Here is an 11,718-nt window from a genome sequence, read left to right as displayed (position 1 = left end):
TCCCTGAAAGAAACGGTCCGGTCAGACCCGACCCATGTCGAACTCGCCGCGCATCCCGGTTCCATAGCGCCTCAGCGCGCCGGTCTCGCCGACGGCGTTGGGGCGCTGGAATATCCAGTTCTGCCAGGCGGTGAGGCGGCCGAAGACGCGGGTTTCCATGGTCTCCGGGCCGGCGAAGCGGAGATTGGCCTCCATGCCGGTCATGGCATCGGGCGAGAAGCTCGCGCGCTCCTCCAGGAACACGCGCACCTCGTCCTCCCAGTCGATGTCGTCGAGCGCGAAGGTCACGAGCCCGAGCCGGCTGGCGTCTGCCGCCTCGAGCGCGGTGTCCTTCTCCGCCTTCGCCGCCTCGACCGCGTCGGGCGCGCCGAGGAAGCGCGTCTGAAGGCGCGTCAGGTCGTTGGCCATCGGATAGGGGCCGAAATTCGCCTCCGTCAGGGTGAGGGTCGCGACGGGGCGGTTGTCGCCCTCGAACTCGCCGTCCGCCATGTAGGCGCGGTCGGCGGCGAAGGCGATTTCGGCAAGGGTTCCCGCAAAGCACGAGCCCGGCTCGATGAGCGCGACCAGCGAGCGCGACGTCATGTCGATGCGCTTCAGGACCCGCTTCCAGTAGAGCAGGATCTCGTGGGCGAGCCAGTGGTCCCTGTTGTCGATGAGCGCGCGCTCGTGCGCTGCGACCTGCGCCGGGTCGCCCTGCGTCTTGAAGACGAGGACGCCGAGCTCGGGCTCGTTGAGCCTCAGATGCAGGATGGCGTCGTCGAGCTCGCGCGCGCATCGGAGCATCCAGCTCTGCGCGCCCTCCTCGACGAGGGCGTCGGCGGAGGCCGGTGCCGGATCGGACGGGCCGGCGATCTCGACGGTGGCGAGGCCGCGCGCGCGGTCGACGGCGACCTCGACGGTGGAATAGACGACGGAGCCGTCATCGGCGAAGCGGCGCTCGAGGGGGTCGAGCGCGATGCCCCTGTCCGCCGGCGCGCGGCTCGACCTTGCGGCGAACTCCCTGGCGCGTTCGGCGACCGTTTCCGCGAAGCGGCTGTTGGGGACGACCTCGTCGACGAGGTTCCAGTCCTTCGCACGCTTGCCCCTCACGCCCTCCTCCACCGAGCAGAAGACATCGGCCAGGTCGCGGCGCACCTTGCGCTTGTCGGTGACGCGGGTGAGGCCGCCCGTGCCGGGGAGAACGGCGAGCAGCGGCACCTCGGGCAGGGCGACATTGGAGGCGCCGTCATCGGTCAGCATGATGTGGTCGCAGGCAAGCGCCAGCTCGTAGCCGCCGCCGGCGCACGAGCCCCGGACCGCGCAGATATAGTGCTGGCCGGACTCCGCGCCCGCCGCCTCGTAGGTGTTGCGCGTCTCGTTGGTGAACTTGCAGAAATTGACCTTGTGGGCATGGGCCGCGCCGGCCAGCATTCGGATATTGGCTCCGGCGCAGAACACCTTGTCCTTGCCCGACTGCAGCACCACCGCCTTCACCTCCGGGTGCTCGAAGCGCATGCGCTGGACGATGTCGGCGAGCTCGATATCGACACCGAGGTCGTAGGAGTTGAGCTTCAGCTCATAGCCCTCGAACAGCCCGCCCTTCTCGTCGACATCCATGAACAGATTGGCGACGTCGCCGTCATATTCGACACGCCAGTGCCGGTATCGGTCGGGGCTTGTCTGAAAGTCGATCGCGTTACGCACCAGATTGTCTCCCTTGTGTCTGGTGATTTGCATTATAATGCAGATATCCGAGGCGTCCAGAGGCAAAATCGGCAAGTTTATCAATATATTTCAGAATGCCTGATTTGGCGGGCTCGTTCTGGGTAGTGTGTGCATTATTTTGCAGTTACCCGATATGCGGAAACGCCGAGACCGAAGCGCTCCAGTCGTTCCCCGCGGCCAGTGCGGTCTTGAAGGCCTCGACGGTCGCGATGGCCGTGCCGGGCGCGATGGCCATGACCGGACGGCCGCCCGGTCCGCCGGCCTCCGCGAAATGGCCGATGGCGATGTCGGCCAGGCGGCGCGCCGCGTTCGGCCGGTCGAGCAGGGCCTTCAGCGCGGCATTGGCGAACTGGATCGTGCCCTGGACGAGCGCCCGTTCGCGGCTGTTGGGCGGGGCGTTGAGCCAGACGGGCTCCAGCACCTCGTGCGCCTCCCAGTAGAAGCCCGCCTTCAGAAAGGCGACGCCGTGGCGCCATGCGGGATTGGACAAGGCGTCGGTACTGGCCGTCACCTCCGGCGCGGTCTCCGCGATCCGCGCGAGGACGCCGTCCCGCGGCCGGGCATTGACGCCGGGCAGGTGGCGATAGGAGGGAAGGCGCACGCCCATTTCCGTTCCTATGTCCTGCGCCGCCGCCATGCCGATCGCGCCCTTAAAGGGCCGCCCTGGCACAAAGGCCCTCCAGGCGGTCGAGCATGGTGCCCGAGCCCTGGATGGCGCTTCTGTGCATGTGGAACCGCAAGCCGCGCAGGCCTCCGAGCTCCTCCCCGCCGCCGGCCCGGCCGGGGCCGCTATGGACGCATTGGGGCATGACGATGGGGTGGCCGGTGTGGTTGCGGCCCACCTCCTCGTCGACCGTCATCACCCGCCCGTGCCATGGCGCGAGCCGCAGCGCCGTTTCCGCCAGCACGTCCGGATCGTTGGAGAACAGGCTGACCGCCAGCGATCCGCCGGCGCGCGCGGCGAGCGCGGTGGCCTCGTCGAGCGTGCCATAGGGCATGACGGTTGCGCAGGGGCCGAACACCTCCGTCTCGTGCACCGCCTTGCCATCCGCGGGATCGGCGCAGGACAGGAGCGTGGGAGCAACGAAGGCGCCCGCCTCCCGGTCGGCGCCCGCCAGCGTCTCCGGCACGCCGCCGCCCGCCACGATACGGGCCTCCGCGCCGAGCCGCGCGATGCCCGCGAGCGCTTGCGCCTGCTGGGCCTTGTCGACGAGCGGGCCGACGCGGACGGTCTCGTCCTGCGGGTCGCCGACCGTCAGGCCAGCAAGCCTGGCCGCGACGGCCTCCTCCAGCGCGTCCCTGTGCTCGCGGGCCACGAGGATGCGGCGGATATTGGTGCAGAGCTGACCCGCCTTGACGCTCAGCGCCTTGACGATCTCGCGCACCGCCAGGTCGAAAAGGGCCGAGCCCGGGCCGGCGTCGGGACCGATTATCGTCGCGTTGACGCTGTCGGCCTCCACGGTGAGGCGCGGCGCGCGGGCGAGGATGTTGGCGTCCGCGCGGAGCGCCCGGGCGGTCTCCGCCGATCCGGTGAAGGCGAGCGAATCCATCGGCCGAAGCGCGCCGACAAGACCCTCGCCGCCGCCGCAGACGAGGTTGAGCGCGCCCTCCGGCGCGACGCCCGAGGCCACGACGTCGCGCACCATCTCATGCGACAGCCATGCGGTCGCCGTGGCGGGCTTGGCCACGCTGGGCGCACCGGCGAGAAGGGCGGTGGCGACCTTTTCCCACAGGCCCCATGAGGGGAAGTTGAAGGCGTTGACCTGCACCGCGACGCCGGGCCGCGTCGTCCAGACATGGCCGGCGAAGAACACCGGCTCGCGGGCGAGCTGGTCGCGGCCCTCCTCGACGATGGTGCGTGCCTCGCCCAGCCCCCGGCCGAGACGGGCGTAATATCTGAGCGTGCCGATACCGCCATCGATGTCGATGGCCGCATCGACGGCCGTGTTGCCGGAGTTGATGCGGGCGATCTCGCCATATTTGTCGCGGTTGGCGGCGAGCACATCGGCGATGGCCTTCAGAACCGCTCCGCGCTCGGCGAAGGTCAGGGCGTTCAGGGCCGCGCCGCCCTCGTTCCGGGCGAAACCGAGGGCCGCATCGGGGTCGATGCCGCTCGCATCCGCCTCGGCGACGACCTCGCCGGTCACCGGATTGCGGAGCGGGCGTCCGGCGCCGTTGCCGTCGGTCCAGCGGCCGCAGATGTAGCTTTGAAGCCTCATGCCGTCACCGCCCTGGCCGCCTCGATCCGGTCGAGGCGCCGGACGAAATCGGCGATCAGCCGGAGGGTCTCGTCCGGTTTCTCCAGATGCGGGGAGTGCCCGCAATCCTCCACGATGCCGACATCGACGGGGCAGTAGGCCTGCGTCTCCAGCGCGTCGATCTGGGCGAGGGTCCCGTACTGGTCGTCGCGCCCCTGGATGGCGAGGACGGGCACGCGGATATAGGCGATGACCTCCTCGATGGTCCAGGCCTTGAATGCCGGGTCGAGCCAGGCGTCGTTCCAGCCCCGGAAGGCAGTGTCGGGGTCCTTGTGGTGGCGGGCGAGCCGCGCGCGCAGATCGCTATCCTCATAGGCCGTCCTCGCCTGTGCTATGGCGGCAAGTCCAGAGGCCTCGGTGAAGAAGTGCGGTGCGATAAGGCACAGGCCGCGCACCCGGAAATCGGCCAGGCTGCCGGCGTGGATCGCCGCGATGGACGCACCGTCGCTGTGACCGAGCAGGATGCCGGTCCGAAAGCCGATGGCGTCGAGGACCTCCGGCAGCACGTCGACAGCCTCGCGCGTCATGTAGTCGAGCGGGCGGGGCAGCTCCGCCGGGTCCGACTGGCCGTAGCCGGCACGCGAATAGGCGAAGACGCCATGGCCGGTCGCCGCCGCCAGGCGCGCGGGGAAGTCCTTCCACAGGCTCACCGAGCCGAGCCCCTCATGGAGCAGGACGATGGTCGGCGCCTCGTCCGGCCTCGGCCCGAAGAACCGGCCCTCGAGTGTCTTGCCGCCGGCGGCGATGCCGACGGTCTCGCCTGGCTCCTGCGTCATGCCGTTTCCTTCTCGCGGGTTCTGAGCTTGAAGCGCTGGATCTTGCCGGTCGCCGTCTTCGGCAGGTCGGGGAGGATCTCCACCCAGCGCGGATATTTCCACTTGCCGATCCTGTCCTTCACGAACGCCTTGAGCTCGCCCGCGATATCGGCTGCCTCGCCCGGTTCCTTGAGGACCACATAGGCCTTGGGCTTCTCCAGGCCGTCGGTGTCGCGCTCGGCCACGACGGCGGCCTCCAGCACGCCGGGATGGGCGATCAGCGCCTGTTCGATCTCGAAGGGCGAGACCCAGATGCCGGAGACCTTGAACATGTCGTCGGTGCGCCCGCAATAGACGAGGCGGCCATCCGCGCGGCGCTCGTACTTGTCGCCGGTGCGGGTCCACATCCCCTCGAAGGTCGACCGGCTCTTGGAGCGCTGGTTCCAGTAGCTTTCCGCCGCCGAGGGGCCCTTGACGATCAGCTCGCCGATGCCGCCGGGGCCGACATCGCCGCCGGCATCGTCCACCAGCCGGATCTCGTAGCCCGGCACGGCGCGGCCGGACGTGCCGTAGACGACGTCGCCGGGGCTGTTGGACAGGAAGATATGCAACAGTTCCGTCGAGCCCACGCCGTCGAGGATGTCGACGCCCATGAGGTTTCGCCAGCGCTGGCCGATCTCCTCAGGCAGCGCCTCGCCGGCGGAGATGCACCGGCGCAGCCGGCCGAAACCCGCCGGACGCTCATCGCCGAGGGCGGCGAGAAAGGCCGCATAGAAGGTCGGGACGCCGCAGAAGACCGTGGGGCTGAAGGTGTCGACCGCTTCGCGCACGCTGTCAGGCGTCGGGCGGCCGGAGAGCAGGACCGTCGTCGCGCCGACCGACATCGGGAAGGTCATGGCGTTGCCGAGGCCGTAGGCGAAGAACATCTTGGCGACGGAGAAGACCGTGTCGCCTTCCTCGATTCCCAGCACCTGTGCGCCGTAGGTGTCTGCCGTGGCCTTCAGGCTTCCATGGACGTGGCGCACACCCTTGGGCTGGCCGGTCGAGCCGGAGGAGTAGAGCCAGAAGGCGCATTCGTCTGCCGAGACCGCGACTGCCGGGCGATCCTCGCTCCGGGCAAGCTCGTCGGCGAAGGAGAGCGTTCCCTCCGGCGCGTCGCCGCCGATGACGAACACGGCCTCGAGCTGCGGGCAGGAGGCCAGTATGGGGGTCACGACGGGCAGAAGCGCGGCGGAGACGAAGAGCGCGCGCGCCCGGCTGTCGCGAAGGATGGTCTCGTAGAGCTCGGCTGACAGGAGCGTGTTGAGCGGAACGGGAATGACGCCGGCCTTGAGGCTGCCCCAGAAGACGACGGGGAACTCGATCTCGTCGAGCACCAGCATGGCCGCGCGGTCCTCGCGCCTGATGCCGTGGCGGTCGTAGAGCGCCGCCATGCGGTCGGACTGCGTCGCGAGCGCGTTGTAGGTCAGTGTCCGCCCGCCCGGACCGCACTCCACGAAGGCGGGCTTGTCGCCGACCGGCGAGGACCGGTGCCGGTCCACGAAATGATATGCCGCATTGCCGCTGCTCTCCACCACGGCGTGCCTCCCGATATGTTGGGCCTCGCGGGGCCGGTTGTCTTGCCCGGCTCTTCAGCGGCCGGTGAATTCGATCGCCCCGTCGGGCAGGAGATAGAGAATATAGGCCTCTCCGCCGGCGACCGTGGGACGATGGTCTGAGCCCGGCGGGTAGACGTACCAGCCTTCCGGCTTGCCATCGAACGTGGCGGGGCCGTCGATGGGCATGATCGCGCCGATCTCGCCCGTGACATGGACATGGTGCGGGCCGGCGACATTCTTCATGCGCACGACATCGACGCTGAACCGTCCGGCATCGGTGCCGGGCTTCACCGCGCGGCCGAACCTTATGCCGCCCGCCTCGCGCGCCATCAGCCAGCCCTCGCTTTCGCCCTCGGCGCACAGGCTCGCCAGCGCCTTGAAGGCCGGCCCGTGCGCCGGGAAGCGGCTGTTGAGGAAGGTCTCCAGATCGCCGTCGAGTGGCCGGTCGGCAATCGCCTCGCTCACCTCGCCGACAATCTTCGCAAACGCGTCCTGGGGCATGGCATCTCCTCGGGGGGCGGCCGCCTTGTCCGGCGGTCTTCGATCACGGTCGATTTATGCTCAATAATGCATAATTCCGGATAATACGCAAGATAGTGCTTTACAGAATCGTGAAAATTGATAGTTCTTAAGTGTCTGTCATTGATGACCGAACTGTCTCCTTTAGAGGCGTTCCGGTCGGGTATCATGCATTATATAACCTGTTCGGCTGTCCGTATTGTGGACGCGGCCGTGCCAATACGAAATCTCGAACGGCACCGAGGGAGGATACGATGTCAAAACTGAAAGGGCTGGCTGCGGGGGCGCTGGCGCTCGCCGCGCTGTCGACGGCAAGTGCTGCGGAGGCGGAGACCAGGGTCGGCCTGCTCCTGCCCTATGCGGGCGTCTATGCCGCGCTCGGCGAGGAGATCGACGCCGGGTTCCAGCTCGCGCTGGAGGAAGCCGGCATGACGGAGGAGTTCGCGATCGTACGCGAGGACACCGAGGTCAAGCCGCCGGTCGGTCTCGCCAAGGCGCGCAAGCTCGTCCTGGAAGACGAGGTCGACGTGATCGTCGGGCTGGTGTCGTCGGGCGTTCTGGGCGCGGTGCGCGATTTCGTGGATGGCGCCCAGGTTCCGCTGATCGTCGCCAATGCCGGCAATGACGACGCCACGGGCAGCCGCTGCAGCAAGTACATTACCCGCGTGTCCTTCTCCAACGGGCAGGTCAACCGCCCGATGGGCCAGTGGATGTACGATCAGGGCATCCGCAAGGTCTACACGCTCGCCCCCGACTATGCCGCGGGCCGCCAGATGGTCGGCGCCTTCGCCGAAGCCTTCAGGCAAGCCGGCGGCGAGATCGTCGGCGAGGACTTCACGCCGTTCCGCAAGACGCAGGATTTCGGTCCCTATCTCACCAAGGCCAAGGCCGCCGGTCCCGACGCGATCTTCGTCTTCTATGCGGGCGGCGAGGCGATCTCCTTCGTCAAGCAGTACGATTCCTTCGGCATCAAGGCGGACATTCCGCTCTACGGGTCGGGCTTCCTCACCTCGCCGCTCTATGTGAACGCGGAAGGGCCGGCGGCGGAGGGCGTCGTCACCGCGCTCCACTATGTGCCGACCATCGACACACCCGAGAACAGGGCCTTCGTCGAGGCCTTCAGGGCCAGGACCGACCGCGCCCCGTCGGAATATGCCGTGCAGGGCTACGATGCGGGACGCGCGCTCATCGAGGCGGTGAAGTCGGGCGCGGACAGCCGCGAGGCGCTGGCCTCCGCTCTGGCGAAGGTCACCTATACCGGGCCGCGCGGGCCGGTGAAGATCGATCCGGCGACCAACAACATCGTCCAGAACATCTATGTCTACGAGACGATCAAGGGCGACGGCGGGCTGACCCAGAAGATCGTCGGCACGGTTGAGGCCGTGGCCGACGCTCCCAACGGCTGCAAGCTCTGACACGGCGAACCGTCTCCTCGGCGTCCGGCCGGGGCGGGCATGCGCTCGTCCGGGCCGGCGCCCCGGCGCTCACCAAAGGCGGAACCGAACGATGCTCGCTGATCCGTCCACATGGATCGTGCAGGGGCTCAACGGGCTCCAGCTCTCCATGCTGCTCTTCCTGTTGTCGGTCGGACTGACCGTGATTTTCGGGCTCCTGCATTTCGTCAACCTGGCCCATGGGGCGCTCTATGCGCTCGGGGCCTATGCCGGGGTCAGCGCGGTCTGGATGCTCGGCTCCTACTGGGCGGCCTTCGTGCTCGCGCCCGCCGCGGTGGCGCTGGCCGGCACCGTGCTCTATCTCGGCCTCATCAGGCGGATGCGCCGGTCCGGGCCGATGAATCAGGTGCTCGTCACCTTCGGCCTGATCTTCGTCTTCCTCGACATCTTCCGCATCGTGTGGGGCGACATCGCGCTCGGCATCGACGCGCCGGCCTTCCTCTCCGGGCCGGTGGAGGTTCTGGGCGTGGCCTATCCGGCCTACAGGCTGTTCATCATCGCGCTCGGCGCCGCGGTCATGGCGGGGCTCGGCCTCGTCCTGTCGAGGACCCAGATCGGGGCGATGATCCGCGCCGGCGTCGACAACGACCGGATGGCGGCCTGCCTCGGGCTGAATGTCGAGCGGATCTTCTTCGTCGTGTTCTGCGTCGGCTGCGCGCTGGCGGGCCTTGCGGGCGTCGTGGCCGCGCCCGTCTTCTCCGTGACGCCCGACATGGGGACGCAGATCCTGATCCCGACGCTCATCGTGGTGGTGATCGGCGGGCTCGGCAGCCTGAAGGGCGCGGTGGCGGGGTCGCTCATCGTGGGCTTCACGCAGACCTTCGGCGCGGTACTCGCGCCCCAGCTCGCGGCGGTGGCGGTCTATGCCCTGCTCGCCGGTATCCTGATCTTCCGGCCCGCGGGCCTGTTTCCGGCGCGGGGCTGACCGGCCATGTTCCATCAGACAGGGATCAAGACGGCCGTCATCCTCGCCCTCCTCGCGGGGCTTGCGGCCTATGCCGCGCTCGGCGGCTATTTCGCCCGCGAGCTCGTGATCGAGATCGCGACGCTCGCCATCCTGGCCATCAGCCTCGACATGGTCGCAGGTTACGGCGGCATGGTCTCGCTGTGCCACGGCTCGATCTTCGGGCTCGGCGCCTACGGTTTCGCCGTCGCGGCCACGCTTCTCGGCCTGCCGCCCGGGCTTGCGCTCGTCGCCGGCATCGCGCTCGGCGCGCTGTTCGGCGGCGCCGTCGGCGCGGTGACGTCGAGGGCGCGCGGCATCTTCTTCATCATGGCGACGCTCGCCTTCGGCCAGATGGTCTATGTGCTGATCTTCGATGCGCGCGCGCTCGGCGGCGATGACGGCCTTCCCGGCGTGCCGCGGCTCGATCTCTCCGCGCTCGGCGTCGATCTGCAGAGCTCGCTGCAATTCGCCCTGTTCGCCATTGCCTGCCTGGGCCTCGTCTATGCGCTGGCCGCCTTCGTGCTGCGGTCCGGCTTCGGGCGCACACTGTGCGGCATCCATGCCAACGAGGCGCGCATGCGGGCGCTCGGCGTTCCGGTCTGGCAGTACAAGGCGAACGCCTTCGCGCTGTCGGGCGCGATGGCCGGGTTCGCCGGTGCGCTGGCCGCCCAGCACACCATGTTCGTGTCGCCGGAGATGATGGTGTGGACGGTCTCCGGCGAGGCGCTGGTGATCGTCATTCTCGGCGGCATGGGCACGCTGGTCGGGCCGGCGGTCGGGGCGGCGCTCCTGATCCTGCTACGCCACGAGATCGCCAGCCTCACCAATCACTGGCACATGGTCATCGGCATCGTGCTCATCGTCACGGTGCTCGCCGGCGGGCGCGGCCTCTACGGCCAGCTCGAGCACATGGTGCAGGCGCGCCGGGAGAGGGCGAAGGCGCATGCTTGAGGTGACCGGTCTCCACAAGTCCTTCGGCGCGCTCACCGTGACCGACAATGTCTCCTTCCGCATGGACAGGGGCGAGCGGCGCGTGGTGCTCGGCCCCAACGGCGCGGGCAAGACGACGCTGTTCAACCTGCTGGCGGGGGACCTCGCCCCGTCGGCCGGCGAGATCCGCCTCGACGGCCGCCCGGTGACCGGGCTCAGCGTCGATCGCCGCGCCAGGCTCGGCCTGTCGCGGAGTTATCAGAAGAACAATCTCTTCGACGCGCTGACCGTGCGCGAGAACCTGGCGCTTGCCGCCGCCGCCGCCCTCGGGCTCTCTGGCCTGTTCCGGCGCGACACCCATCGCGACCCCGCGGTGGTGGACCGCGTGGCGGAGATCGCCGGCCAGGTCGGTCTCGCGGACCGTCTGGACCTGCCGGTGCACAGCGCGCCCTACGGCAATCGCCGGCAGCTCGAGGTCGGCATCGCGCTTGCCGCCCGGCCGAAGGTCCTGTTGATGGACGAGCCGACCTCCGGCGTCGGGCCCGGCATGATCCATGCCTTCCACGAGCTCCTCGGCGGCCTGCCGCGCGATCTGACCATCCTGATCATCGAGCACGACATGGACCTCGCCTTCGACGTCGCCGACCGGATCACCGTCCTCAATTACGGCAAGGTCGTCTTCGAGGGCACGCCGGAGGAGACGCGCGCAAGCCCGCTTGTCCACGAGATCTATCTCGGCGAGTGGGGCGCCCATGCTTGAGATCGGCGGGCTTCACACGGGCTATGGAGAAACCCGGGTCATCCACGGGCTCGACCTCGTGGCGCGCGCGGGCCGCGTGACGGCGATCCTCGGGCGCAACGGCGCGGGCAAGACCACGACGCTGAAGGCGGTGATGGGGCTCCTGCCCGTCCTCGAGGGCGAGATCTCGCTCGCCGGCGAGCGGATCGGCGGGCTCGCGCCGTTCGAGATCGCCCGGCGCGGCATCGCCTATGTGCCCGAGACGCGCGACATCTTCCCCTCGCTCACCGTTCGCGAGAACCTCGCGCTGGCCGCACGGATCGCCCCCGTCGGGGACGCGCCGCGCTGGACGATGGCGCGGGTGCTCGAGCTCTTTCCGCGGCTTGGCGAGCGCATGGACAATGGCGGCAACCAGCTCTCCGGCGGCGAGCAGCAGATGCTCGCCATCGCCCGCGCGTTGTTGATGAACCCACGGCTGCTCATCCTAGACGAACCGACGGAGGGGCTCGCCCCGATCATCGTGCGCCAGATCCACGACAAGCTCATGGAGCTGAAGGCGGATGGGCTCACCATGCTTCTGGTGGAGCAGAATTTCGGCTTCGCGACGAGTCTCGCCGACGAGGTCTGCATGATGGGCCGGGGCACTTGCGTCTGGCGTGGCACGCCCGGGTGCATCCAGGCCGACCGCGAGCTGCAGGCGCGCTGGCTGGGCGTGTAGCGCCGCGCATCACTTTCTGCCGCATGACGCAACGTAATCTTGAAAGCGTCACACGCCCGTGCGAAACACTGGGGCAGCATAGAGGCTTTCTACGGGT

At 68.6% G+C, this 11,718-nt stretch carries 11 protein-coding genes; 5 read left to right on the top strand and 6 right to left on the bottom strand.

Annotated features, from left to right (window positions below):
- Positions 1–21: 21 nt before the first annotated feature.
- From boxC to HW532_RS10730, 6 genes are all read right to left on the bottom strand, one after another.
- Positions 22–1,716: a 2,3-epoxybenzoyl-CoA dihydrolase gene (gene boxC, locus HW532_RS10755; protein WP_213160484.1), complete on the bottom strand. Its 1,695-nt coding sequence runs from the start codon at positions 1,714–1,716 to the stop codon at positions 22–24.
- Positions 1,717–1,828: 112 nt separating this feature from the next.
- Entirely contained in the window at positions 1,829–2,341 is a 513-nt protein-coding gene (locus tag HW532_RS10750) for a DUF309 domain-containing protein (protein ID WP_213160483.1), read from the bottom strand.
- A gap of 13 nt (positions 2,342–2,354) precedes the next feature.
- Complete coding sequence (locus tag HW532_RS10745; RefSeq protein WP_213160482.1) at positions 2,355–3,923, bottom strand: 3,4-dehydroadipyl-CoA semialdehyde dehydrogenase; 1,569 nt, start codon at positions 3,921–3,923, stop codon at positions 2,355–2,357.
- Positions 3,920–4,738 carry an alpha/beta fold hydrolase gene (locus HW532_RS10740; protein ID WP_213160481.1) on the bottom strand — a complete coding sequence of 273 codons (819 nt, stop codon included), beginning with the start codon at positions 4,736–4,738 and terminating at the stop codon, positions 3,920–3,922. Before HW532_RS10740 ends, HW532_RS10745 begins: the two co-directional genes overlap by 4 nt.
- On the bottom strand, positions 4,735–6,294 hold the full coding sequence (locus HW532_RS10735; protein ID WP_213160480.1) for a benzoate-CoA ligase family protein: 1,560 nt from the start codon (positions 6,292–6,294) through the stop codon (positions 4,735–4,737). The genes HW532_RS10740 and HW532_RS10735 overlap by 4 nt, the downstream gene beginning before the upstream one ends.
- Positions 6,295–6,348: 54 nt before the next feature.
- Positions 6,349–6,816, bottom strand: coding sequence for a 4-hydroxylaminobenzoate lyase (locus HW532_RS10730; RefSeq protein WP_213160479.1), 468 nt, complete (start codon positions 6,814–6,816; stop codon positions 6,349–6,351).
- A gap of 272 nt (positions 6,817–7,088) precedes the next feature.
- On the opposite strand from HW532_RS10730, the gene HW532_RS10725 reads away from it, so the two are divergent.
- From HW532_RS10725 to HW532_RS10705, 5 genes are all read left to right on the top strand, one after another.
- The gene (locus tag HW532_RS10725) at positions 7,089–8,249 is read left to right on the top strand and encodes an ABC transporter substrate-binding protein (RefSeq protein ID WP_213160478.1); all 1,161 of its coding nucleotides are present in this window, start codon (positions 7,089–7,091) and stop codon (positions 8,247–8,249) included.
- A gap of 91 nt (positions 8,250–8,340) precedes the next feature.
- Positions 8,341–9,213, top strand: a complete 873-nt coding sequence (locus HW532_RS10720; protein WP_213160477.1) for a branched-chain amino acid ABC transporter permease — start codon at positions 8,341–8,343, stop codon at positions 9,211–9,213.
- Between the two features lie 6 nt (positions 9,214–9,219).
- Complete coding sequence (locus HW532_RS10715; RefSeq protein ID WP_213164355.1) at positions 9,220–10,185, top strand: branched-chain amino acid ABC transporter permease; 966 nt, start codon at positions 9,220–9,222, stop codon at positions 10,183–10,185.
- A complete protein-coding gene (locus tag HW532_RS10710) occupies positions 10,178–10,924 on the top strand; it encodes an ABC transporter ATP-binding protein (protein WP_213164354.1) in 747 nt (248 codons plus the stop codon). The genes HW532_RS10715 and HW532_RS10710 overlap by 8 nt, the downstream gene beginning before the upstream one ends.
- The gene (locus HW532_RS10705) at positions 10,917–11,621 is read left to right on the top strand and encodes an ABC transporter ATP-binding protein (RefSeq protein ID WP_213164353.1); all 705 of its coding nucleotides are present in this window, start codon (positions 10,917–10,919) and stop codon (positions 11,619–11,621) included. The genes HW532_RS10710 and HW532_RS10705 overlap by 8 nt, the downstream gene beginning before the upstream one ends.
- The last annotated feature ends 97 nt before the right edge of the window (positions 11,622–11,718 follow it).

The organism is Kaustia mangrovi, from assembly GCF_015482775.1.
In the GTDB taxonomy this organism is placed as follows: Bacteria; Pseudomonadota; Alphaproteobacteria; order Rhizobiales; family Im1; genus Kaustia; species Kaustia mangrovi.
This window is presented reverse-complemented; position numbering and strand designations above follow the sequence as displayed.

Bases quoted from the DNA above. Each gene is read 5' to 3' on its own strand.
- boxC (WP_213160484.1), bottom strand. From the start codon at position 1,716: ATGCAAATCACCAGACACAAGGGAGACAATCTGGTGCGTAACGCGATC.
- HW532_RS10750 (WP_213160483.1), bottom strand. From the start codon at position 2,341: ATGGCGGCGGCGCAGGACATAGGAACGGAAATGGGCGTGCGCCTTCCC.
- HW532_RS10745 (WP_213160482.1), bottom strand. From the start codon at position 3,923: ATGAGGCTTCAAAGCTACATCTGCGGCCGCTGGACCGACGGCAACGGC.
- HW532_RS10740 (WP_213160481.1), bottom strand. From the start codon at position 4,738: ATGACGCAGGAGCCAGGCGAGACCGTCGGCATCGCCGCCGGCGGCAAG.
- HW532_RS10730 (WP_213160479.1), bottom strand. From the start codon at position 6,816: ATGCCCCAGGACGCGTTTGCGAAGATTGTCGGCGAGGTGAGCGAGGCG.
- HW532_RS10725 (WP_213160478.1), top strand. From the start codon at position 7,089: ATGTCAAAACTGAAAGGGCTGGCTGCGGGGGCGCTGGCGCTCGCCGCG.
- HW532_RS10720 (WP_213160477.1), top strand. From the start codon at position 8,341: ATGCTCGCTGATCCGTCCACATGGATCGTGCAGGGGCTCAACGGGCTC.
- HW532_RS10715 (WP_213164355.1), top strand. From the start codon at position 9,220: ATGTTCCATCAGACAGGGATCAAGACGGCCGTCATCCTCGCCCTCCTC.
- HW532_RS10710 (WP_213164354.1), top strand. From the start codon at position 10,178: ATGCTTGAGGTGACCGGTCTCCACAAGTCCTTCGGCGCGCTCACCGTG.
- HW532_RS10705 (WP_213164353.1), top strand. From the start codon at position 10,917: ATGCTTGAGATCGGCGGGCTTCACACGGGCTATGGAGAAACCCGGGTC.